The following is a 23,255-nucleotide window of genomic DNA, read 5'->3' as shown; positions in this document are numbered from 1 at the left end:
ACTTAATTCATTATGTCTATATGTTTTTCGAATTATCAGAAAACTTTTTTAAAAAAATTAAGATGTGCTTAACGCACATCTTAAACTTCTTCAAAATATTCTTTATAATAGCCGCCGACTTTATTAGAATTATCGATGACAAACAAATATTCTTCAGTTTCATTAACGACTTTATACGTTTTACCAACTGTTAACATATCAGATACTTTAAACTTTTTTGCATCTGTATGAACGACTTTGACATCTTTAATATGATTATCTTTCCAAGTTTCGTGTAACATATATTCTCTCCTTAAAAAGAAAGAGGTGCATATTGCACCTCTTCTATTAACCTTCTAATAGTAAGTCTTCAGGGTTTTCAATTAATTCTTTAATTGTTTTTAAGAATCCAACAGACTCAGCACCATCAATGATACGGTGGTCGTAACTTAATGCGACATACATCATTGGACGAATTTCTACTTTACCATCTACTGCTACTGGACGTTGTTGAATCGTGTGCATACCTAAGATTGCAGCTTGAGTACCGTTAATAATCGGCGTAGACATTAATGAACCGAATACTCCACCATTTGTAATTGTGAATGATCCACCTGTCATTTCATCAAGCGTTAATTTCTTATCGCGTGCACGTGTCGCAACATCGATAATATCATTTTCAATTTCAGCAAAGTTTTTACGGTCACAATCTCTAATTACTGGTACAAGTAGTCCCTCATCAGTTGATACTGCAATCGCAATATCATAGAACTGTTTGTAAACTAAATCTTTACCGTCGATTTCAGCGTTAACTGCTGGATATTTTTTAAGTGCAGCGACTACAGCTTTTGTAAAGAATGACATGAAGCCAAGTTTCGTTCCGTCATTTCTTTCCATAAACTGATCTTTTTTACGTTTACGTAAATCCATAACAGCTGACATGTCGATTTCGTTAAACGTCGTTAACATTGCTGTAGATTGAGAAACTTCTAATAGACGATTTGCAATCGTTTGACGACGACGTGACATCTGTTCACGCACTACAGGTTTTTCAAAAGTAGCTTGTTCTTTAGCTTCTGGTTTTGCTTGTTCTGCCTTAGGTGCTTCTTTAGGTGCGTTGATATGATTATTAACGTCATGTGAACGTACTAGACCTCTTGGATCTGCAGCGTTAATGTCAGCTAAGTCGATGCCTTTTTCACGTGCTAATTTACGCGCTGAAGGCGTTGCAACGATTTGTGAATCTTCTTTAGATTCAACTATTGTTTCTTCTTTAACTTCTTCTTTTTTCTCTTCTTTAGCTTCTTCTGCTTTAGTCTCTTCTGCTTTAGGTGCACCACTGCCTTCACCAACTACAGCAACAACTTGTCCGACTTCAACAGTGTCTCCTTCTTCAGCTTTCACTTCAGAAATTACACCATCTTCTTCACTGACAATTTCAACGTTGACTTTGTCAGTTTCAAGTTCTAAAACAGCTTCCCCTTTTTCAACACTGTCTCCAACTTTTTTAAACCAAGTCGCAATCGTACCTTCTGTAATCGATTCTGCGAGCTCTGGAACGATAATTTCACTCATTCTCTATCTTCTCCTCTTATTTCAATGCTTCTTTAATGATTCTATCTTGAATTAATTTATAAATACCTGCGTTTCCTTCTGCAGGAGATGCACTTTCGTTTCTTCCAACATAGCTTAAAGCGATTTTGTCATCGAGTAGATCGCGTAAGTACGGTTCTACGAAACGATATGAACCTTGGTTTTTAGGCTCCTCTTGTACAAATCTAACTTCTTCTAATTTTGGTAGAGTACTTAGAACTTCTTTAATTTCTTCCTCTGGGAATGGATATAGTTGCTCTAATTTAATTAATAACTTAGAAGTGTCTTCTTCTTTTTTAAGATTTTCTTCTAGTTCAACTGCTACTTTACCACTAGCGATTAAAACCGTTTTAACTGATTTAGGCTGTTCGTTATTATAAATGATTTCTTTAAATGTACCATTTACAAACTCTGAAACTGGTCTAGATGCTGTTTGGTTTCTTAGTAAACTTTTCGGTGAAGTAAGTACTAATGGACGCATTAAATCAGTGTTTAAGTTTTGTGCTTGTCGTCTTAATAGATGGAAGTAGTTCGCACTTGATGATAAGTTCGCCACGATCATGTTGTTTTCTGCACATAACTGTAAGAATCTTTCAATTCTTGCACTTGAGTGTTCAGGACCTTGTCCTTCTTGTGCATGAGGAAGTAACATCGTTAAGCCTGTCGTTTCTCCCCATTTAGAATGCGCTGCAGAAATAAACGTATCAATGATTGGCTGTGCCATGTTTACGAAGTCACCGTATTGTGCTTCCCAAATTGTTAAGACGTCTTTATTTTGAACGTTATAACCATATTCATATGCTAATGCTGCAAGTTCTGATAACGGTGAGTTATAAATATCAAATGATGCTTTCGCGTCACTAATATTTTTTAACGGTGTATATTTTTCTCCGCTTTCAGGATCATGTAACACAGCGTTACGGTGTGCGAACGTACCACGTTCTGCATCTTCACCTGTAAAGCGAATTGGTGTACCGTCTTGAAGTAATGTAGCAAACGCAAGTGCTTCAGCGTGACCCCAGTCGATACCAGCTGAGTCATCTTCAAATGCTAACTTTCTTCTTTCTAAAACTTTAGAAAGTCGTTTGAATACTTCAAAATCACCGTTATAAGTTAATAATTCTTCAGTAATTTTTTCTAAACGTTCTTTCGTAATCGTTTCGTCAGCTTCGTTTTTCTGTTTACCGAACACGAATTCAGGATGTTCGATTTCACCACTTACAATCGTATCGTTTTTATCGATTTTATCGTGTGCTGAACGAATTTCTTTTTCAACATTATCAATAATTTCTGATTTTTGGTCTTTAGAAATTACTGATTCCTCAACTAATTGATCACCATATAAGTGTTCAATTGTTGGATAGTTTTTAATTTCATTGTAAAGCATTGGGTTCGTTGTCATTGGTTCATCCATTTCGTTATGCCCCATACGACGGTATCCGATGAGGTCGATAACGATATCACGGTTGAATGTTTGACGGTATTCAAATGCTAGTTCAATTGCTTTTAATACATATTCTGGTTTGTCGTTGTTAACGTGTAATACAGGGATATCAAATCCTTTTGCGATATCACTTGAGTAAAGCGTTGAACGACCGTCCCATTCTTCTGTTGTGAATCCGATACGGTTATTCGTAATGATGTGAATAGAACCACCGACAGTGTAACCATTTAGGTCACTCATGTTCATTGCTTCAGGGTTTACACCTTGAGCTGGAAACGCAGCGTCTCCATGAACAACTACTGCAAATGATGCATTTTTGTCTTGTACACTTTCGCCGGCTACATCGTTTTGTTCTTGTGCTGCACGTGTTTTACCTTGTACGACAGGTCCAACGATTTCTAAGTGAGACGGGTTATTAGCAAGTGTAACTGTTTGCTCAAGATCGTTATCATTTAATGTTTTAACCCCACCGAGGTGATATTTAACGTCTCCCATCCAACCGTTAGTAATTGCTAGAGATTCATCAGTTGGTAAGAATTTCATAGCGTCCGTTGACATGAATTCACTTAACATCATTTCGTATGGTTTTTGTAATACGTGAGTTAAGACGTTTAGGCGTCCACGGTGTGCCATCCCAATTTGAAGGTGTTGTAATTTATCTTCGGCCATTTTCTTAAGTAGATGATTTAACATCGGTACTAAAGAGTCTACACCTTCAATAGAGAAACGTTTTGCTCCTACGAAGTTTTTTTGTAAATATTTTTCGAAACCTTCAACTTTTGATAATTCTTTAAATAGTGCTATTTTTTGATCGTTATCATAATTCGGTTGCCCTTTTGTTTCTGTATACTTTTTGAACCATTCTCTTTCTTCTTCGTTGTTAATGTGTGAGAATTCAAAAGATAATGGTGAAGTATACGTATCTTTTAAATGATGAATCGCATCGAGTGCATTATCAAAAGTATCTACTAAATATGGACTAATCGTTTCAACAGAAACGTTTTTAAGATCCTCTTCAGTAAATCCATAACTTTCAAAACTGAAATCAGGTTTGTTTTTAATTTCAGGAGGATACACCGGATAAACGTCAGCCACTAAATGACCGTAAGTACGAATATCAGTTACCCACTTAATAATGTTCTCTAATTTGCTACTTGAGCTACCTGTTCTCGGAGCGCTAAATTGAGTATCATTGTTTAAAATTGACTCAAATAAAATTTGCATCTCCTCAGAAACACTATTCGGGTCCTCTAAATACATATCGTAGTATTCTAAGATTAACCCAAGGTTTGTTCCGAAACTAACAGGCGCGTGATCATACGCCTTCTCTTTCATATAAGACACCTCTTCTGTGTATTTGTTACTCGCTATAAGTTTACCATTTTAAAGCTATTCTTTAAAGTAAATGACCTGTCTTAAGCGATATAATTTTACTTTAAAGGAAATTCAATATGAATTGTCGTTCCTTCATTAATTTTACTTGTGATATACACGTTTCCACCGTTTGCTTCAATAATTTTTTTAGCAATCGATAATCCAAGTCCATTACCACCGAGTTCACGACTTCTTGATTTATCGACTCTATAAAAACGGTCGAAGACTTTATTGACCTCTTCTTTAGGAATCCCGACTCCTTTGTCAGATATTTCAATTTTAATTTTATTACTCATTTGTTTAGATACGATATGAATTGATTTATTTTTATTATCGTATTTTACGGCATTATCTAGGAAGATAACGAGTATTTGTTCAAACTGATGCTGACTTATAGCGTAATATAAATCATCTTTTAAATCAGTAGTAAATGTATAAGACGGATGAAGTTGCCTCATCGCATTGACGCGACTTATAATTTCATTGTTTAAATCAATTGGCTCAAGGACGAGTTTTTGTTTGTTTTCATTTTTTGTTAACTCTAACAATTCTTCAATTAATTTAGTAATACGCCCCATCTCATCGATAGAAATTTGAAGTGACTCTTCAAGTACCGCTTTATCATTTTTACCCCATCGGTTTATTAAATTTAAATGCCCTTGAACGATCTGTAGAGGCGTACGTAGTTCATGTGATGCATCTTCTACAAATTGCTTTTGCTGATTAAATGACTCTTCAAGTGTATCCATCATTTTGTTAAATGAAACAACCATGTAATCAATTTCTGATAAATTCGTTCGTAAATCGAGACGTTCAGAAAACCCATTATTTTCAACGTACTGAAGTTGCTTTGTAAATCGGTATATTGGACGTACCATTTGTCCAGAAATAAAGTAACTAATGACAGATGTCACGGATATCGACATAAATGCGATAATCGTTGCGATAATAATTATCATTTGTAAAATTGTATAATACTCTTGCATCGGGTGAATGATTGCAATATATCCATTCCAATATTCTGATTCTATCATGACAGTTTTTACGATATATTTTTTGTCATTGATTTCCATCGGATAAAAATCCGGGTTAATAATTTGTTCACGTGGTACATTATAAGACTGATCCTTACTCGGCCAACGGTACACTTCTTCACCGCTCATCGTAAAGAGTACAAATTTTTGATTATCATAAAGACTCGTATAAATATCGCGTTCAGTAATCGCGTTGATCGGTGTCGTTGAATACAAAGAATGTAATTCAACAGCACTTCTATCAGCTGCACGGTACTGTAAATCTTTTAAATATATACTCGTTGCATAAATTAAGAACGTACTGAACATAATAAAAGAACCCGTGATTATCAAAATTGCTAACCGCATCCACCTTGATCTTAGAGAGGTTTTCATTCTCGAATCACATACCCAACACCCCGAACAGTTTCGATAATTTTATCGAGGTCATATTGTTTGAGCTTATTTCGTAAATAACGAATGTAAACGTCAACGACGTTCGTTTCAACTTCGTTATCGTATCCCCAAATTTGATCTAGAATCGTCTCACGTTTTAATACAATATTCTCGTTTTCAATGAGTAATCGTAATAATTCGAATTCTGTTTTTGTTAAGTCTAGTTCTGTTTCATTGACGAGTACTTTATATGCTGATAAATCAATTGTTATACCGTTTGATTCTAATATATTCGACTCGTGTACTTTTCTGCGTCTCATAATGACGCGAATGCGTGCGAGTAGCTCTTCAATTTCAAATGGTTTAACGATATAATCGTCTGCGCCATAATCTAAGCCAATTACCTTTTCATATGTTGTATCTTTTGCTGTAATCATAATAATTGGTGTGTCTTTTTCTTTTCTAATTTTACGACATACTTCTAATCCATTTAACTCTGGCAACATTAAATCGAGTAATATACAGTCGTAATCTTTGTCTAAAGCATGTTCTAGCCCACTTAATCCGTCGAACGTTACTTCTACGTCATAGCCTTCATAAGTGAGTTCAAGCTCTAGAAAACGTGCTAAATTTTGTTCATCTTCGACAACTAAAATGTTTGGCATCGTCTCACCTCAAGTTAACTATATCATTTTGAATATTATCTCTAAAATTATCATAAAAAATACTCCGATTAAAGCAAAAACTTTAACCGGAGTTCTATTACACACCAGAAACTTTACCTGGAGTATCATTACTATAGCTTTGTTGTCGTATGATTAAGTTCTTTTTCACTTCTGGCCATTCATCATCAATTATTGAATATACGACTAAGTTTCTAGGTATGCCATGGAGTGCACGTTCTTTTCTTAAAACTCCTTCTTTTGTAAATCCGAGTCTCTCGATTGCTTTATTTGAACGCACATTTCTTTCATCAGCACGAATTTGAACACGCATCATACCCATTACTTCAAAACAAAATTCGAGCAGTAAAAACTTTGAGTCAGAGTTGACAAAAGTACGTTGTGCACTCGTTCCAAACCAACTGGCACCAATTTCACAACTTTGTCGTTCATAGTCGATATGCTGAATTCTTGTACTACCGAGCACTTCATCTGTTGATTTTAAAATGACGACAAATGGAATTGCCTGCATGTTATTGCGTGAATCTATTGCACTTGAGACCCATTCAGTCATCTGCTCTTCAGTGATTGCTTGATATAACATATACGTCCATATACTTTCATGGTTTACCTTTTGTAAATCTTTTGCGTGGGACAACTGCATCGGAATTAATTTAATTCTGTCATTCTCAAGTGTGATTGATTCATATAAATGAGTAATCAATAGATCCACCTACTTCATGAATTATTTTATATCTTTAAATTTTCCATGGAATATCCATGATACTAAAGAAACTGTCGCCGCTCCGATCGCCATGCCTGCGAGAACGTCTGTTGGAAAATGGACACCGAGATATACGCGTGACGAGCAAATAAGTAAAATTGCGACAGCACAAAGTGCATACAGTACAGCTTTATGATTTAAATTCGTATGTTTTATTAATACCATCAAGCTTCCGAAAAATATGGTAGAACCGAGACTGTGTCCGCTAGGGAAACTAAATCCACCAATTTCAATTAATCGTAAGAACGCTGGACGTTCTCTGTCGAATGAATGTTTCAGAACAGGAATTAAAATGCTAGACATTAACATTGAGACGACCAAAAACAACGCGTGAATGTTCATTCTGTATAACAGTAAAATCGCAATGACAATGATTGAGAGAATAATCATTGAGATGACTTCACCGAGTTGAGTGACCCCTAAAAATAATGCAGTTGTTAAAAAACTTTCTGAAGCGTAGATAAACTCATACACTTCACGGTCGATAAAACGACCGACACGTGACTCGTGAAACACTGCAATCACACCAAATATTAGAGTAAATACGATAAACAATGATATTTTCTTTGCACGACTAATATTTACTCCTCCTTAAGTAGATGTTCTGTTAAGCGTTTTGGTGTCATACCCGCTGTAAATGTCTCCATATTTTTAATGTATTCTAGTTTATTATTTTCGATTTTCCTAATAATGTCAATGATTCGTTTTGGAGTTATAGATTCATCTTCGATCGTTTCAGCATAACCTTTACTTTTAAAATACTCAGCATTTTCAATTTGGTCTCCCCGACTTTGAGATAACGGTAATGGGATTAAAAGCATCGGCTGCTTAAGGAGTAGTAATTCGTAAATAACGTTAGCACCACTTCGTGAAATAACGACGTCGGACATTTTATAAAAATGCGCGAGCTCATGTTGAACGAATTCATATTGACGATAGTTAGGATGACTAATATCTTCACGAATGTTATCTGGACCAGTTATATGAATGACTTGGTATTGGTCTACAAAAGTATCTAAATGGTTATGCACTAAATCGTTTATAGATTTTGCCCCTAAACTCCCTCCGATAAACATAATTGTCGGTTTATTCGGATCTAGTCCAGTAATGTTCTCTGCAATCTCTTTACTACCATGTAGCAATTCTTCACGAATGACAGGTCCTACATACTCAGATTTATTTGAATCGACAAAGTTTAACGTCTTTTCGAAAGTGACAAATATCTTTTTAGCAAATTTACCAGCAATTTTATTCGCTAGTCCTGGAGAAATATCTGACTCATGAATATAGACGGGTATATTCAAACTTTTAGCTGCCAGTACAACTGGTACTGACACAAAACCACCTTTTGAAAAGACGAATTTCGGTTGTAACTTTTTTAATATACGTCTCGCATCAAAAATGCCTTTTGTCACCTTAAATACATCTTTAATATTTTCAAATGATAAATAGCGTCGTAACTTACCACTTGAAATGCTGTAGTATTCGATACCGGATTTTTCGATAATTTCTTTTTCAATACCTGTTTTAGATCCGATATAATATGGCTTTACGTTATCATTTAACAGTTCTGGTGCGATTAACGTATTGAGCATAACATGCCCGATTGTTCCTCCACCTGTTAATACGACTACATCATCCTTTAATTTCATATGTATCCTCTTTCTTTAAATAATGATAAACACCATGCATATGCACGGTGTTTATATGAATTATTCATCGTCTTGATTTGAACGTTTACGAGAATCATCGACAGGAATGTACTTAGACTCTTCTTTCATTTCTTTTGTAATATCTTCTTTAGACTTTTCGCCTTTAATATAATCTAATAGATAATCGTATTGAGTGTCATTATCTTGGATGTGCTCACGAATATCTTTCATTAATTGAGATGTTGTATCCCCTGTAACGATACCATTTTCATCTAGGTTATTGTCTTTTTGATAATTTTTAACAGCGTCTGTTAAATTAGCGTCAAAGACGTTATCCATTGTTTCTATGTTATAACCTAACGCTTCTAACATCACTTTAATCGTAATAATATCATCGTTCTCTTGTGTTTCAATATAGGCATCTTCTCTATCTAAGAACTTCACTCGATAGAAATCTGGATTGTTAATTACAAAGTCAGGTTCGATACCTTTTTCGTGAATCCAGTCGCCATTTGGTGTTAACCATTTCGTGTTCGTATATTTAACTAATGATTGATCTTTGAATTCACTAGTTCTTTGTACGATACCTTTACCAAATGATTTCGTACCGACGATTTCAGCTTTCGTTAAATCTCGCATCGCTCCAGCAAATACTTCACTCGCACTTGCTGAACCTTCATTAAGTAAAATATAGATGTTGTCAAAGTCATCTTCTTTTACTAATCGATCATTTTCAGCATATATCTCTTCACGGTCACCATTTTTATGCTCGAGATATAAGACGAGTTCGCCTTTATCTACGAAGAAATTAATCATCTCAACAGCTTCGTTTAATAGGCCACCTGGGTTTGAACGAAAATCTAGTACGACGTCTTTAACTTTTTTCTCTTTAGCATCCTCAAGCGCAAGTTTTAATTCTTTCGCAGTATCTTGTTGGAAACGATTGATACTAATATGAGAAACATCATCTTTAATTTCTGAAGTGACACTATCGATATGAATTTTTTCACGAGTAATAACAAGGTCAAATGGTTTGTCAGAACCTCTTTGAATCGTTAACGTGACATCCGTACCCTCTTCACCACGAATAAGTTGAACAGCTTCGTGTGAAGACCAACCTTTAATTGACTCTCCGTCAATTGCGAGTATTTTATCTCCAGGCTGAACGCCTGCTTTTTCCGCTGGCGAGCCTTTCATTGGACTTGAGACGATAACGTTTTGATCATCTTGCATAATTTCAGCACCAATACCGTAAAATTCGCCGGTAATTGATTCTTCAAAATCAGCTGTTTCGTCTACTTGCATGTATTCACTATATGGATCGTTTAAACCATTCACCATACCTTTAATCGAAGATTCAATTAAATGTTCTTTGTCAACGTCTGTATAATATTCTGAAGATAGAGTGTCGTACACGTTATATAATTTAACGAACTCTTGTCTCGTATCAGTTCCGACGTTTACTGCGCGTTCCGTTTTTCCACCTAAACTTAGTGCGGTAATTAATACAGAGAGAAAAATCGTCGTTAGTATGATGACGATAAACCAGAATATATTTAAACTGACTTTTAAACGATGACTACTTTTTGGTATTTCGTTGTTCACAGTTTCACCTAATTTCTAATATTACAATGATTCTGCAAATGGAAGAGCTGCATCTAATGCAATTTCAATCATCTCATTAAATGTCGTCTGTCTTTCCATTGCTGAAGTTTCCTCACCTGTTATTACGTGGTCAGATACTGTTAAAATACTCAGCGCTCTTGCGTTATATTTTTTAGCAATTGTAAATAATGCGCTTGACTCCATCTCTAACGCAAGTACACCGTATTCTGCAAGTTGTTCGATGTTTCCTTTTTCATCGTAAAATGAATCAGCTGTAAATACGTTACCGACAATCGCGTTCGTTCCGCGTTTCGTTGCTTCATTGTAAGCGGACGCGAGTAATTCAAAGTCTGAAGTCGGTGCATAACTGATATTATTAAATAATTTCGTGTTTTGACTAGAATCAGTCGATGCACTTTGAGCGATAATTAAATCACGTACATTAATATCTTCTTTAATCGCACCACAAGTACCAACACGAATTAAGTTTTTAACTCCGTAATCACGCATTAACTCATGGACATAAATAGAGATAGAAGGAATTCCCATTCCTGTACCCATAACAGAAATTCTTTTTCCTTTATATGTTCCAGTAAAACCGAACATGTTTCTTACTTCATTAAATTGTGTAACATCTTCTAAAAATGTTTCTGCAATGTATTTTGCACGTAACGGATCTCCTGGTAGTAAAATAGTTTCTGCAATGTCGCCTTGTTTTGCACCAATATGAATGCTCATGTTCATCCTCCTAATATTTTAACCAATTTTCATATTCTTCAAATAAAGTATCAAACGTGTGTAATGACGCACCGTCGTATGGTGTTTTTTCTAAATAGTCTGAAATATTATTATAGTCAGTAGAAAATTTGGGGAAATCTAAATCATTCACTACGTGTGTAGCGAACACTCCGCTTTCACTCTTTTCACCGACTTTTGTTTTCATAAACTGATAAAAAGAATAACTTTTCATAGTATCACTCAAACAATGTTAAATACTTTTCGTAATCTGTATCTTTTAACTCTTCTTTTGGAATAAAAGTTAATGCAGCAGAGTTAATACAATATCTCATTCCCCCTGATTCGACAGGGCCATCATTAAATACATGACCTAAATGTGAATCAGACGTATCGCTACGTACTTCAATACGACGCATTCCAAATGAATCATCAAAATGTTCAGAGACAGATTCATCGATTGTACGTGTAAATGATGGCCAACCACATCCAGCATCATATTTATCCGTCGAACTAAACAATGCTTGACCGGATAATTTATCGACGTATATACCCGCTTCAGTGTGCTGATCATACTCATTTTGAAACGGTGGTTCAGTACCATTTTCTTTCATGACGTGATATTCCATTTCAGTAAGTTCAGAAATGTCTTTTTTCATTAGTTTTCACTCCAATGTTTCTCAATAAACCCTTTACGACCAGAACCTTTATAAAACGCATTATAATGTGCACTGTTTTTCTTATAAAAATCTTGATGATAATCTTCTGCTGCATAAAAGTTCTTATACGGTAACACAGGTGTAATCACAGGATCGTTAAATACTTTTGAATCGTTTAATTCATCGATATATTTCTCTGCTTCTTCTTTTTGAGTGTCATCATGATAAAAGACAGCAGGCATATACATCGATCCACGGTCACCGAATTGTCCATCATTATCTGTTGGGTCAAATGTTTTAAAGAATACTTTTAAAATTTCACGGTATGAAATAACATCTGGATCAAAATCAATTTGTACCGCTTCTGTATGACCTGTTGTACCAGATCCAACCTCTTCATATGTCGGATTTTCTTTGTGGCCGTTTGAGTAGCCACTTGTTACTGAATTTACACCATCGTATTGGTCGAATGGTTTAACTAAACACCAAAAACAACCACCTGCTAATGTCGCTTTTGCCATCATATCACTCCTCTAAAATAATCCATCAACTGAAAAATACCACTTATCATTTTTATAATCAATTTCATCGATAGTAACGTCGTATTCAAGTTGTTGTTTAAAAACTTTTGAATCGATAATAATCTCTGGTGCATCATCACTAAATTCCATGCCATTATCTAATGTTACATGGTTTTTAAGTGTATCATATATTAAATCTAAGCTGACTGAAAATCTTGCGATATCAATATCTTTTAATTGTAAAATAATCTGATCGTCTTTTACAAGTGGTTCAATTGAAACGTTCACTGGAACATCGAAGTTTAAAACAGAATATAACGTTTCAATTTCGATGCCACTTGTTGAAACATTGACGTACATATTATCGTCTATGTTGTCATTGATAATTTTTTCAATTGTTTCGTTGTTGGCAACGACTTGTATATTAGAATCTTTTGACTGTGCGGAAGGCTCACTTAATTGGTCATAATCTGGTAACGTTATTACCTTATATCCAATTGTCCCAATAATTATTGCATTAATTGAAAATAATATTATAAATAAAAGTTTCCAAATATTATTCATAAGAATCCTTCTTTACGTAATGTAAATATGCGTACGGATAATTTACTTCTTCTGAAACGTCATAATCTTCTCTTGAAACTAATTCAAAATCATTTTTGTCATATTCCGGGAAGAAAGTATCTCCAACAAATGATTCATAAATTTCAGTGACGTACATCTCTTCAACATCATCGATCATTGCATCGTATAATTTGCTACCACCGAATACAAATACTTTACCGTCTAAAGATTTGATTTCATCGAGACTACGAATAATCTCAACACCGTCATCATCTATATCTTGACTCGTTAAGACGACATTTTTTCTATTCGGTAATGGTCTACCAAGTGACTCATACGTCGTTCGACCCATGACGATTGTATGTCCTGTTGTAATTTGCTTTAATCGTTTTAAATCATGTGGTAAGCGCCACGGCATGTCGCCTTTAAATCCGATAACGTTTTGATTTGCATATGCTACTATTAACGATAACATTATTTTTCTCCTTTAGACCGCAATTGGTGCTTTAATGCTTTTATGACTTTTATAATCAACGAGTTCAAAGTCCTCATATTCTAAATCGAACATAGATTTATCTGTGTTTATTTTAACAGTTGGTGCATCAAACCCATCTCTAGATAGTTGAGTCTCAACTGCTTCGATATGATTTTGATAAATATGAACGTCACCAAAAGTATGAACAAATTCACCGACTTCTAGTCCTGTTTCTCTTGCGACGAGTAACAATAATAGACTGTATGACGCGATGTTAAATGGAACTCCTAAAAATACGTCCGCGCTTCTTTGGTATAGTTGTAGACTTAACTTACCATCGTTTACGTAAAACTGAAACAGCGTATGACATGGCGGTAATGCCATCGTTTCAATTTCTGCAGGATTCCATGCTGAGACGATATGACGTCTAGAGTATGGAGTATTCTTAATTGAATCAATCAAGTTCTGTAGTTGGTCAACAGACTCTCCATTTGGACCAATCCAATCTCTCCATTGTTTACCATATACATTACCAAGTTCACCATATTTTTTTGCGAAGACATCATCTGTTAAAATGCGTTCTTTATATTTTTCCATTTCTTGCTGATAGACTTCATTGAAAGCTTTATCCTTTAACGCACGTCGACCAAAATCTGTCATATCTTCGCCATGATAATCTTCAGATTCAACAAAACGTTTAAATGCCCATTCGTTCCAAATGTTGTTGTTATACTGTAGCAAGTATTTAATATTCGTATCTCCGCGCATAAACCAAATGAGCTCTGTCGCAATCAATTTAAACGAAGTACGTTTTGTCGTTAGTAACGGAAAACCTTTACTTAAGTCAAAACGCATTTGATATCCGAAAGTTGAAATTGTACCCGTTCCTGTGCGGTCATCTTTAGTTGTTCCTTTATCTAACACATGTTGTAGTAAGTCGTGATACGCTTGATCGAAAGTGTTCATTAAAATCTTCCTTTCTTTTATTCGGTATTTTTAATATAATATAAGTAATCATATATACTTCAAACGAAGGAGTGTTCCGGATGGAAGCAGTAATGTTTACTGGATTAGTATTACTTTCACTTTACATGATTTCGATGTGTATTTTTGAATAATACTAATTAATAGACTAAAAAGGAAAGCATAATCAGTGCTTTCCTTTTTTATTGACAATACTCGTCAAAGACGTCTTTTAAATCCATCATAATATCTTCAATTTCTCTGCCCTCAATAAACATTCTCGGTAAGAAGTATTTTAACTCTTTACCTTTAAATAGTGCCATTGATGGGCTCGAAGGTTCCTGACCAATATATGTTCTCATTTCTTCAGTTGCTTCTTTATCTTGTCCCGCAAAAACAGTTACTAAATGATCTGGTGTATTTGGGTTTTGTAACGCGACTGTACGTGCTGCTGGTCGTGCAAGTCCTGCTGCACATCCACACATACTATTGATAACAACGAAAGTCGTCTCATCGTCATTTACATTGTCCATAAAGTCTTTGACCGCTTCTTTAGTTGTGAATTCTTCAAAATTGTATTTTGTTAGGTCTTTTCTATAAGCATCAACAAGTTCATTCATATATGCTTCATATGGATTCATTATTGTTTCCTCTTTTCCATTTGTTTCCAGACACTTCCAAGTGCTCTTTCGCCTTCTTCAATTCTTGAAATCGCAAGTTCTTTTTGCAATTTACATTCGTATGATGAATCTTCTCTATATTGATATAAAAATGGAAGACTAGAATCGTCACCGACTTCATATACAAACATCGCTGCACGCCAACGAACGATTGGACTTTTATCATCGAGTAACGGATACATATCTTTTAAACCAGACTTAAGACCAAGATCACTATATGCATCTCCTGCAGTTCTACGAACAGTCACGGATTTATCTTGGAGCGCCTGCTTTAAATAATTTAAAGTTTTCTCTTTTTCAATCATTGCTAGAAGTGAAACTGCCATACGACGAATTTGTACTTTTGAATCGTTTAGTGCGTATGATAAGATTTCATAATCGCCTTCATCCGGTGTATCAAAGTGATTTAAATAATAGAGTCTCTTCTTCCAATCCTCTTCTTGCTTGAAAGTATCTAAATCAATTTTAAAATAGCGTTTTGGTTCTGGTTGTTTATTTTCTTTAGCAGCCTTTACAAGATTAGTCAGACGCTCTTTTGTATAAAGTGCACCGATTTCTTCTTTTACTTCAGTTAGAACGTCATTAAGTTCACCATAATAGTATCCGATAGACTCCCATTTTCTACTAAATATAATATTGTCTTCAGGGAGTGTGGCAGATTCTACAGCGTTTAAAAAGTCATCGTTTAACGCTTCTCTCACTTCGCCATCATTAAGTTTAATTTGATAAGGAATTTCTTTAAATGTTAGTAATTCCACTTTTACTTCTCCAAAATGTTCGTCGACGTGCGCAATTACTTTTTTGTATCTTGTCCTTCAAATTGAGCTTCAATTTTAGGAATTACAACGTCCCACTCTGCTCGTGGATCTTTATCTACAGATATGAAATCTAGAGCGTAAAATACGCTAGTCACTTCATCGATTTCAAGTACACGGTTGATGAAGTCTGGATTTTCTGGACTTACTTCTTTATGTGTTGAAGATTTCATATCTGGTTTTTGCTCATCTAAAACAACTTTCATCGTATTTGGGTTTGGTGTTGGTTCGATTTTGATAATATTCATATACTTTCTCCTTATTTTACGTATTACAGTCATTATACTATTTTAAGAAATGTTTTTTAATTTTATTTGTTTAAATATTTATATAGCTCAGTTTTAGCGAGATGATCTGCGTGTTTATTGTGCTCACGTGTGATAAAAGAAACTAATAATAAATCAAATTTAGACTCGTAATTAACGTATGATGTTAAATATTGTTTAAAGCGCGGATCTTTTGCGAAACGTTTTTCAATTGAATCGACAACAATTTGTGAATCGGTATATATAATAGCTTGTTTGATATTCAATTCAATACACTTTTCAAGTGCAAAGATTAACGTCGCCCACTCTGCTTCGTTATTATCAATATGATGAAAAACTGACGTAAATTCGTGTGTAGTTTCATTTTTGATGATCACTGCTCCAACAGAAACGTGAGGATGTTGACGTGTTGCTGCATCGATGTGTACCGTTGCCATTATAAATCTAACCCTTCTACGTAACGTTTAGCGATTGTTAAGTCGTATTTATCGAGCACTTGTAACGTACGGTCAAGATTAAATGTATAATCACTATACTGAATCACATCGTTAACATTTATCGGAACATCCGTAATAATTTCAGCGAGTCGTCGGCTGAGTATTAAATGGTCGTAGTCTTTTAAAATGTTTTCTTTTTGACGTTTTGTTAAGGTGTCTAAATTTTCTAGTAAATGGTCTAAGGACTGGTGTTTTTGGATGAGTTTTAACGCGGTCTTTTCACCAATACCAGTGACGCCAAAATATCCGTCACCACTATCTCCCATTAACGCTTTTACATCGATAAATTGATGTGGTGTAATTGAAAATTCTTCAGTAAAACGGTTTAGATTATATATATCGTATTCTGTATATCCTTTTTTCGTTAGCCATAACTCGTTATCGTCATTAATGACTTGTAAAAGGTCTTTATCTCCAGAAATAATCACCGAATCATCATAGTGTTTTGTAATCGTTCCGATGAGGTCGTCTGCTTCATACCCTTTTAACCCAACTTGATATAAATCAAGCTCGGCAAGTACATCTTTCACTAAATCAAATTGAGGAACGAGTTCTTCTGGTGGTGCTGGTCGATTAGATTTATAATCTTCATACCACTCTGTTCGAACTGTCTCACTCCCCATATCCCACGTAATGATTACTTTTTCAGGTTGAATGATCTCAATTGCTTTATAAATATGACGAATTGTCCCTTGTACACCATTTGTTGGTAGATCACAGCTGTTATAAAAAAATTGTTTACTAAAACTTGTTGCAAAGAAGTGACGGAATAACAGAGCCATTCCGTCGACAATTAATAATTTACTCAATATTTAATACACGTTCCTTTAGCGTCGTTTCTTTCGTGACAATCGGTTCATCTTCACGAATCCACTCAGAAAAACTACCACCATATAATTTTACGGGAATGCCATTTTCATGTAAAAACGTAAACATCGGTGTTGCACTCATTCCTGACCCACAAGAGACAGTCACTGAATCAAACTTTTTAATGTCTTTTAATTCATCATGTAAGACGTCTAACGACATCGTACCGTTTTTAAATAGTGTCGTATTTGGAATGTTAACGGCTGTCGGAATATGACCACTTTTACTATCCATGTTATCTCCCTCACCGAGATAACGCGAACGTTCACGTACATCTATTAATAAATGCTTCGGATCTTTTATGCTGTTTTTAACATTTTCAAACGTCGCATATAAAGATTCATCAGGTAATTGATCAACATCTTCAAATACAGTTGGTAGTGTTACGTCATTATATTCAACTTTTTTCGCAACTTCTTTTAGCACACCTAAACTACCGATATATAGCGTCGTTTCATAGCCATATAGTTTAAAAACAACATATAAACGTGTATGAAAGAAACTGTTGTCGTTCGCAAACAATACAATTTCTTTACCTGGTTGACTTAATGCATCATATAATCCTTTTACGACACCTGCTGTTGGTATAGGGCTTCTCCCATTGTTATGGCCATCCGCTTCAACGATAAATGGATTCTCTTGAATGTGAATCGTATTCTCAACCGGATCATTAAGTACTAATTCTTTTGTCTTCTCTTCGTTCCCCATAACGTTTCTCGTGTCGACAAGTAATAATGTGGAAGGGTCTAATTCTAGTAGCTCTTTTTCATTAATGATTGTCATTTTCTTCACCTACAATTGAATGTATTTCGTTTAATAAATCGATACTTTCTTTGTACATTACTTCATCTGGTGCTTCGATTGGTGTATTTAACATCTGTAATACTCTAGTTTTATCTTCTAACAACTTATGATCGATATCATTAAAATAATACGTCGCATTTTGAATGACGTTATCTTTTAGTGCGTCTAATTGAATAGAATCTACAATCGTTTTACTCACTTCTAATAATTGCTCTCTCAGTTGTTTATGCGTTTTAACAGATTTTTCGAAGCGTTTTAATTCCGCGTTCACCTGTCTGTCATCTACTGAAACTTTTACTTGATGCTGTTCTACTTTTGGATATTGTAGCGTGTCTACAACGTTGCTTGCTCTCAGTTTAACATTAAAATCATTGATATGTTGATTTACTAAATCATCGATAAATCTATACACGTTGTTGATAATTGTATTACTTTCAATCGTTACATACTGCTCAATATCGTTTTTAATTAACTGACGATTTGCACTTAACATTTTTTTAGAAACGTCGTTCATCGAAATATTAGATGATAGATAATCATACAATTTAAGCTCTAGTTGCTTTCGTATGAATGCAAATAAATTTTCGATTTCATTCACTGTTTCATTTTTGACCGTATGTGCTGTAAAGTCATTTAACAAATGAGACGTATTTTGACGGTTTTCTTTAAGAGTGTTTATATACGACTCACCTTCATTGAATTGTTTAATATTTGATTTTAGTAATTCGATAAACTGCTTAATATTTTCATCAATAGATAGTGCAAGTAATTCTTTTGATTTATTTTCTGCATCTTTTAAAAATGATAACTTCACTGCTTCAAATGATGCATCTTCATGTTCTAATGCAGATTTACTTGAAACACCATAAATCTGATGTTGAATTTTTAATTGGTTTAGTGACTGATGCATATACGCTTCAACGTCTTCAATTTCTTTATCATTTTTTGCTAAGTCAACAGCGTTAATAACGACCGATAACGGAAACTCTTTTCCTTTAATCGATTGAATATACTTTAAAAACTGCGCATCAGACTGTGTAAACACATGGTTGAAATACGATACGTAAATGATTAAGTCACTATTTGCAATTATTTGGTGAGTTTCTTGTGTATGACGTTCGTTTATTGAGTTAATACCTGGTGAGTCGATAATCGTAAATTGATTTAATAACGGTGCATGATGGCCAATAAACGCTTTATCGATAAATATCGCATGTCTGTCTTCACTCGTTTTATAATCAATGTCTTCTCGAGTCGTTTCGATCTTTTGACCGAATAGTGGTCGATACGTCTCTAAATTTTCATTCACACCATTTTTAAGTGGTACAAATAATTTCGGCACATCCATTTTATTTAAATGTTTGACCTGGTCATCTAACGATAAATTGCTCTTTCCAGTGACGGATTCTAACAATTCAACGATTGATTCCTCAGATTTATATTGAATATAACTTTTATCGCTGTTACTAATCTCAGTAATTGAAGCGGTTGTTGGATTAGGGCTTGTCGTAAGAAGTTTTTCTTTTAATAAAGCGTTGATAAAAGTGCTTTTCCCTGCGCTAAATCCACCGAATACACTGATATTCGCTTCGTTATGCTTTAAACGGTTAAGTTTATTCGTTAATAATTTATAAATATGTCGATAGTTATTTGACTCTTTGATTAAATCAGTAATGCTATAAAATTTTTCTGTATCTAATGCTGTTGATTTAAAGTCATAACTCACAACGTCTTCTTTTTTCTCTGTTAAATCTTTTATCGTATCGAGTGACAATTCAATGTTCTCATTTAATGCTTTTAATTCATCTTCGACATGCGTATATAAATGTTTGTAGCTACCAGATAAAAATACAGATTTTAACTCAGCGAGTTGAAGTGCTTTTTTGTAACGATTTAATTCTTCGTCTACCGTATTATCTGCTTTAACATCATAAACTTTAATATCTAATTGCTTTATAAATACTTTAAGGAGATTTCTTACTTCTTTAGAAATCGTTTGTTTTAATTCTCCTAAATAGACATCTAAAATTTTCTCATTACTTTCAACGATTTCATAATCTGTAAGTAAAGCGTCGTGATACTCATATTTAAAGTATTCGTTTGAAGAGATTTTAAGCTCTAAAAACAAGTCATTGATTTGCGTATTAATTTGACGATCAATAACGTCTTGCATCAGTTGATGCACAATCTTTACTTGATCTTCTTTCATCGCTTGTAACTTTTTCTTTTTCCCAAATAAGCCTTTTACTTGTACGTCCCCAGTACTGATTTTGAAGAACTCTCGTATACTATCCTTTACGTCATGTGGGAATAAGTAACTATTACTTACAATATCTTTCGCATGCGCATCGACGTATTCAGTTAATTTATGAATATCACTTTTAATATGTGACGCATCGTGTGCTTGTTTTTCTTCTAGTAAATAATGGATATGTGTTTTTAGATCTGAATCTATTTCTGAATCTACGTCTAAACTATTTAACTGATCATCTAAATATTCGATATGCTTTTGCTCGATATTTTGAATGATTCGTTCATGATACAGCTTTTTAAACGACGCTCTTGAATCGTCTAATTCTTTTAAAAATGATTCTAATTGATCGTTTTGACGGTATGGTGTGCCGTAAATCGACGTAGTAAATATATGTTCTGGATGAATGTTGTGGTTTGATAACGTCGACTTTAAGCGATTAATGAACGTATCGTATGATAATTCACTATCGTCGTGTTTATCGATTTGGTTGACGATTAAAGAAAACGGAATATTATAAGATGCGATTTCTTCTAAAAATGATAAATTTGATTCACTTTCGACATGGTTATACTCTACTGTAAAAAATACATAGTCTGAGTTGAGTAAAAATTTATGCGTACTTTCTTCGTGTGCTGATGTTTTTGAATCCACTCCTGGAGTATCTTGAAACACGAACGTATCATTGTATTTTTTACTATCATGCATAATTTTAACGTATTCAATCTCAACGTCTTTTTTGTTAATTTGTTTTACTTCGCTTAAGTCATTAAGTTTAACGTAGTGATTTTTATCAATATAGACACGCGCACGTGTCTCATCGCAGATTTCTATTTGCACTGTTTTACTCGTCGTAGGAATCGGAGAAGAAGGCAACACTTCATCTTCTAATAAATAGTTAATTAAACTCGATTTCCCGGCAGAGAAATGTCCGATAAACGACACGACAAATAAGTCATCATAAACTTTTTTAATCGTATAATCGATTTCTGACAAAAGTTGTTTGTTGTTAGATTTACTAATTTCTTTTCGAATCTTATATAAAATATTTAAAGTATCATCGTTTACCATTACTTTTTACCCCAGTACTGATAATAAGTTGTTTCAATATAGCCGTTAAATAATTTCCTTCTATGTGTTGCACGTTTTCCAATAATGATTTCAAATTCTTTATTAGACGTCATTAAATAAACGTTTAACGTATCATTTTGCTCCATTAATTGTCCGATTTTGCGGTACATATCTTCGACTGCTTTAGCCTCTCCGATACGTTCACCGTAAGGAGGGTTTGTGACGATTTGTGTATGATTTTTTAAATGGTCAATATCATGGACATCTTTTACGCTGAATTGTATTTCTTCTAACAATCCGACTTCATCTGCATTTTGCTTTGATACTTCAATCATTCGTTCGTCGATATCACTCGCATATATTTCGACATCTTTATCGTAAAGAGCGTCATTTTCACATTGATTTCTTATATCTGACCATAATTCTTCAGGGATAATGTCCCATTTTTCTGCGTCAAATGTTCGATTTGAACCAGGTGCAATGTTTTTAGCGATCATCGCCGCTTCAATCGCGAATGTTCCAGATCCAGAAAATGGATCAACTAACGGGTTTTCACCAGTATAGTTAGCGAGTTGCAACATCGCTGCAGCAAGAGTTTCTTTAATCGGTGCGTCACCTTGAAGAACTCTATACCCGCGTTTATGTAACGCATCTCCTGACGTATCAATTGTGAGTAATGCTCTGTCTTTTAATATATTAATGTCTACTTTATAACGCGCACCTGTTTCAGGTAATTTACCATCGAGCTTAAATGCTTCTTTTAAATGTTCAACAATTGCTTTTTTAGTAATACGCTGTACGTCAGGTACAGAATATAACGTTGATTTATGTGAGCGACCTGTCACAGGGAAATTCGCATCAGGGCCTAAAATATCTGACCATGGTAAATCTTTGACAGCTTCAAAGAGACCATCAAACGTCGTGACTTTAAAATCCCCAATGATAATACGGATACGTTCTGCTGTTCGTAATTTTAAGTTCGTTTCGACAATTGTTTTTTCATCGCCTGAAAAATATACGCGTCCATTTTCTAAAGTCGTCTCAAGCCCGAGTGACTCGATTTCATTTGCAACAACACGCTCAAGTCCCATTGGCGTATTCGCTAAAAATTTAAATTTCATATTACGCATCCCTTTATATTGTGTTTATACATATTTAAAAAAAGACTCTCCATATACATATACGGAGAGTCACCTAGCCCGGCTTCTCTATAAGCCATGTTCTGTACTAATGTGTTCTAACGTGCACTAGATTACACTCACACAATAGTGATAATCATCTGTCTATATTACTTTCGTAATATCTCTTTCTTCTGTTGAATTCCAGAGAAAAAGTGCTCCTACCAAATTTGGATTGCTCACTCGAGGGGTTTACCCGTTCCACTTTTTACGTTTCCGTAAAACATCGTCACTGTGGCACTTTCAAGTTTTCTTTCATATCTTACGACTTAGAAAGTTAAACTGCCGTTAGCAAAATTTGCTACCTTGACTTATTGTTTCGTCAAGCACGAACACTACAATCATCTCAGACTGTGTGAGCATGGACTTTCCTCTAAGTTTCCTTAGCGATTATCCGATCCACCGGG

24 protein-coding genes and 1 other RNA gene are annotated in these 23,255 nt (G+C 34.6%); all 25 read right to left on the bottom strand.

Features of this window, described 5'->3' with window-relative positions; genetic code table 11:
• Positions 1-80: 80 nt before the first annotated feature.
• The 25 genes from HMPREF2767_RS04445 to rnpB all read right to left on the bottom strand — a co-directional run bounded on the left by HMPREF2767_RS04445 (position 81) and on the right by rnpB (position 23,250).
• A complete protein-coding gene (locus HMPREF2767_RS04445; protein ID WP_040928100.1) occupies positions 81-281 on the bottom strand; it encodes a DUF6501 family protein in 201 nt (66 codons plus the stop codon).
• 46 nt (positions 282-327) lie between these two features.
• Positions 328-1,554, bottom strand: a complete 1,227-nt coding sequence (gene odhB / locus HMPREF2767_RS04440; protein ID WP_070622737.1) for a 2-oxoglutarate dehydrogenase complex dihydrolipoyllysine-residue succinyltransferase — start codon at positions 1,552-1,554, stop codon at positions 328-330.
• Between the two features lie 16 nt (positions 1,555-1,570).
• Complete coding sequence (locus tag HMPREF2767_RS04435) at positions 1,571-4,351, bottom strand: 2-oxoglutarate dehydrogenase E1 component (RefSeq protein ID WP_070456580.1); 2,781 nt, start codon at positions 4,349-4,351, stop codon at positions 1,571-1,573.
• A gap of 95 nt (positions 4,352-4,446) precedes the next feature.
• On the bottom strand, positions 4,447-5,772 hold the full coding sequence (locus tag HMPREF2767_RS04430) for a sensor histidine kinase (protein WP_246827349.1): 1,326 nt from the start codon (positions 5,770-5,772) through the stop codon (positions 4,447-4,449).
• 23 nt (positions 5,773-5,795) lie between these two features.
• The gene (locus HMPREF2767_RS04425; RefSeq protein WP_068130063.1) at positions 5,796-6,464 is read right to left on the bottom strand and encodes a response regulator transcription factor; all 669 of its coding nucleotides are present in this window, start codon (positions 6,462-6,464) and stop codon (positions 5,796-5,798) included.
• A 97-nt stretch (positions 6,465-6,561) separates the two neighbouring features.
• A complete protein-coding gene (locus tag HMPREF2767_RS04420; protein WP_083286822.1) occupies positions 6,562-7,185 on the bottom strand; it encodes a GNAT family N-acetyltransferase in 624 nt (207 codons plus the stop codon).
• A 21-nt stretch (positions 7,186-7,206) separates the two neighbouring features.
• Entirely contained in the window at positions 7,207-7,824 is a 618-nt protein-coding gene (locus HMPREF2767_RS04415; protein ID WP_040928105.1) for a phosphatase PAP2 family protein, read from the bottom strand.
• A gap of 2 nt (positions 7,825-7,826) precedes the next feature.
• Positions 7,827-8,897 (bottom strand): undecaprenyldiphospho-muramoylpentapeptide beta-N-acetylglucosaminyltransferase, encoded by a 1,071-nt coding sequence (locus HMPREF2767_RS04410; protein ID WP_070622736.1) that lies wholly within the window; start codon positions 8,895-8,897, stop codon positions 7,827-7,829.
• 60 nt (positions 8,898-8,957) lie between these two features.
• Positions 8,958-10,502: a S41 family peptidase gene (locus tag HMPREF2767_RS04405; RefSeq protein ID WP_070622735.1), complete on the bottom strand. Its 1,545-nt coding sequence runs from the start codon at positions 10,500-10,502 to the stop codon at positions 8,958-8,960.
• A 21-nt stretch (positions 10,503-10,523) separates the two neighbouring features.
• Entirely contained in the window at positions 10,524-11,240 is a 717-nt protein-coding gene (gene deoD / locus HMPREF2767_RS04400) for a purine-nucleoside phosphorylase (RefSeq protein ID WP_068130073.1), read from the bottom strand.
• A gap of 10 nt (positions 11,241-11,250) precedes the next feature.
• Positions 11,251-11,472, bottom strand: coding sequence for a YozE family protein (locus tag HMPREF2767_RS04395; RefSeq protein ID WP_068130076.1), 222 nt, complete (start codon positions 11,470-11,472; stop codon positions 11,251-11,253).
• 4 nt (positions 11,473-11,476) lie between these two features.
• Positions 11,477-11,896 carry a peptide-methionine (R)-S-oxide reductase MsrB gene (gene msrB, locus HMPREF2767_RS04390; RefSeq protein WP_068130080.1) on the bottom strand — a complete coding sequence of 140 codons (420 nt, stop codon included), beginning with the start codon at positions 11,894-11,896 and terminating at the stop codon, positions 11,477-11,479.
• A complete protein-coding gene (gene msrA / locus HMPREF2767_RS04385; RefSeq protein WP_070622734.1) occupies positions 11,896-12,417 on the bottom strand; it encodes a peptide-methionine (S)-S-oxide reductase MsrA in 522 nt (173 codons plus the stop codon). Before msrA ends, msrB begins: the two co-directional genes overlap by 1 nt.
• Before the next feature lie 12 nt (positions 12,418-12,429).
• The gene (locus HMPREF2767_RS04380) at positions 12,430-12,981 is read right to left on the bottom strand and encodes a DUF2140 family protein (protein WP_070622733.1); all 552 of its coding nucleotides are present in this window, start codon (positions 12,979-12,981) and stop codon (positions 12,430-12,432) included.
• A complete protein-coding gene (locus HMPREF2767_RS04375) occupies positions 12,974-13,459 on the bottom strand; it encodes a dihydrofolate reductase (RefSeq protein WP_070622732.1) in 486 nt (161 codons plus the stop codon). The genes HMPREF2767_RS04380 and HMPREF2767_RS04375 overlap by 8 nt, the downstream gene beginning before the upstream one ends.
• A 9-nt stretch (positions 13,460-13,468) precedes the next feature.
• Positions 13,469-14,422, bottom strand: coding sequence for a thymidylate synthase (locus HMPREF2767_RS04370; RefSeq protein WP_070622731.1), 954 nt, complete (start codon positions 14,420-14,422; stop codon positions 13,469-13,471).
• A 200-nt stretch (positions 14,423-14,622) separates the two neighbouring features.
• The gene (locus tag HMPREF2767_RS04365) at positions 14,623-15,060 is read right to left on the bottom strand and encodes a BrxA/BrxB family bacilliredoxin (protein ID WP_068130097.1); all 438 of its coding nucleotides are present in this window, start codon (positions 15,058-15,060) and stop codon (positions 14,623-14,625) included.
• Entirely contained in the window at positions 15,060-15,857 is a 798-nt protein-coding gene (locus HMPREF2767_RS04360) for a virulence factor (protein WP_246828764.1), read from the bottom strand. The genes HMPREF2767_RS04365 and HMPREF2767_RS04360 overlap by 1 nt, the downstream gene beginning before the upstream one ends.
• Before the next feature lie 35 nt (positions 15,858-15,892).
• Positions 15,893-16,162, bottom strand: coding sequence for a NifU N-terminal domain-containing protein (locus HMPREF2767_RS08860; protein WP_238315990.1), 270 nt, complete (start codon positions 16,160-16,162; stop codon positions 15,893-15,895).
• Positions 16,163-16,224: 62 nt separating this feature from the next.
• Positions 16,225-16,617, bottom strand: coding sequence for a ribonuclease HI family protein (locus tag HMPREF2767_RS04355; RefSeq protein WP_070622730.1), 393 nt, complete (start codon positions 16,615-16,617; stop codon positions 16,225-16,227).
• The gene (locus tag HMPREF2767_RS04350) at positions 16,617-17,489 is read right to left on the bottom strand and encodes a 5'-3' exonuclease (RefSeq protein ID WP_070622729.1); all 873 of its coding nucleotides are present in this window, start codon (positions 17,487-17,489) and stop codon (positions 16,617-16,619) included. Before HMPREF2767_RS04350 ends, HMPREF2767_RS04355 begins: the two co-directional genes overlap by 1 nt.
• Positions 17,479-18,327 carry a sulfurtransferase gene (locus tag HMPREF2767_RS04345; RefSeq protein ID WP_068130105.1) on the bottom strand — a complete coding sequence of 283 codons (849 nt, stop codon included), beginning with the start codon at positions 18,325-18,327 and terminating at the stop codon, positions 17,479-17,481. The genes HMPREF2767_RS04350 and HMPREF2767_RS04345 overlap by 11 nt, the downstream gene beginning before the upstream one ends.
• Positions 18,314-21,670 carry a dynamin family protein gene (locus HMPREF2767_RS04340; protein WP_070622728.1) on the bottom strand — a complete coding sequence of 1,119 codons (3,357 nt, stop codon included), beginning with the start codon at positions 21,668-21,670 and terminating at the stop codon, positions 18,314-18,316. The genes HMPREF2767_RS04345 and HMPREF2767_RS04340 overlap by 14 nt, the downstream gene beginning before the upstream one ends.
• Complete coding sequence (locus tag HMPREF2767_RS04335; RefSeq protein WP_070622727.1) at positions 21,670-22,791, bottom strand: THUMP domain-containing class I SAM-dependent RNA methyltransferase; 1,122 nt, start codon at positions 22,789-22,791, stop codon at positions 21,670-21,672. The genes HMPREF2767_RS04340 and HMPREF2767_RS04335 overlap by 1 nt, the downstream gene beginning before the upstream one ends.
• Before the next feature lie 85 nt (positions 22,792-22,876).
• Positions 22,877-23,250: RNase P RNA component class B (gene rnpB / locus HMPREF2767_RS04330), an RNA gene on the bottom strand.
• Between the last annotated feature and the right edge of the window lie 5 nt (positions 23,251-23,255).

This window comes from Nosocomiicoccus sp. HMSC067E10, assembly GCF_001810835.1.
GTDB lineage: Bacteria > Bacillota > Bacilli > Staphylococcales > Salinicoccaceae > Nosocomiicoccus > Nosocomiicoccus ampullae_A.
Note: the sequence above shows the minus strand (reverse complement) of the source record. Positions and strands in the feature narration are given on the sequence as shown.

Coding starts and splice junctions, on each gene's coding strand:
- HMPREF2767_RS04345 (WP_068130105.1), bottom strand. CDS start 18,327: ATGACAATCATTAATGAAAAAGAGCTACTAGAATTAGACCCTTCCACA.
- HMPREF2767_RS04410 (WP_070622736.1), bottom strand. CDS start 8,897: ATGAAATTAAAGGATGATGTAGTCGTATTAACAGGTGGAGGAACAATC.
- msrB (WP_068130080.1), bottom strand. CDS start 11,896: ATGAAAAAAGACATTTCTGAACTTACTGAAATGGAATATCACGTCATG.
- HMPREF2767_RS04370 (WP_070622731.1), bottom strand. CDS start 14,422: ATGAACACTTTCGATCAAGCGTATCACGACTTACTACAACATGTGTTA.
- HMPREF2767_RS04340 (WP_070622728.1), bottom strand. CDS start 21,670: ATGGTAAACGATGATACTTTAAATATTTTATATAAGATTCGAAAAGAA.
- HMPREF2767_RS04335 (WP_070622727.1), bottom strand. CDS start 22,791: ATGAAATTTAAATTTTTAGCGAATACGCCAATGGGACTTGAGCGTGTT.
- HMPREF2767_RS04365 (WP_068130097.1), bottom strand. CDS start 15,060: ATGAATCCATATGAAGCATATATGAATGAACTTGTTGATGCTTATAGA.
- HMPREF2767_RS04355 (WP_070622730.1), bottom strand. CDS start 16,617: ATGGCAACGGTACACATCGATGCAGCAACACGTCAACATCCTCACGTT.
- odhB (WP_070622737.1), bottom strand. CDS start 1,554: ATGAGTGAAATTATCGTTCCAGAGCTCGCAGAATCGATTACAGAAGGT.
- HMPREF2767_RS04435 (WP_070456580.1), bottom strand. CDS start 4,351: ATGAAAGAGAAGGCGTATGATCACGCGCCTGTTAGTTTCGGAACAAAC.
- HMPREF2767_RS04425 (WP_068130063.1), bottom strand. CDS start 6,464: ATGCCAAACATTTTAGTTGTCGAAGATGAACAAAATTTAGCACGTTTT.
- msrA (WP_070622734.1), bottom strand. CDS start 12,417: ATGGCAAAAGCGACATTAGCAGGTGGTTGTTTTTGGTGTTTAGTTAAA.
- HMPREF2767_RS08860 (WP_238315990.1), bottom strand. CDS start 16,162: ATGAATATTATCAAAATCGAACCAACACCAAACCCAAATACGATGAAA.
- deoD (WP_068130073.1), bottom strand. CDS start 11,240: ATGAGCATTCATATTGGTGCAAAACAAGGCGACATTGCAGAAACTATT.
- HMPREF2767_RS04430 (WP_246827349.1), bottom strand. CDS start 5,772: ATGCGGTTAGCAATTTTGATAATCACGGGTTCTTTTATTATGTTCAGT.
- HMPREF2767_RS04380 (WP_070622733.1), bottom strand. CDS start 12,981: ATGAATAATATTTGGAAACTTTTATTTATAATATTATTTTCAATTAAT.
- HMPREF2767_RS04445 (WP_040928100.1), bottom strand. CDS start 281: ATGTTACACGAAACTTGGAAAGATAATCATATTAAAGATGTCAAAGTC.
- HMPREF2767_RS04395 (WP_068130076.1), bottom strand. CDS start 11,472: ATGAAAAGTTATTCTTTTTATCAGTTTATGAAAACAAAAGTCGGTGAA.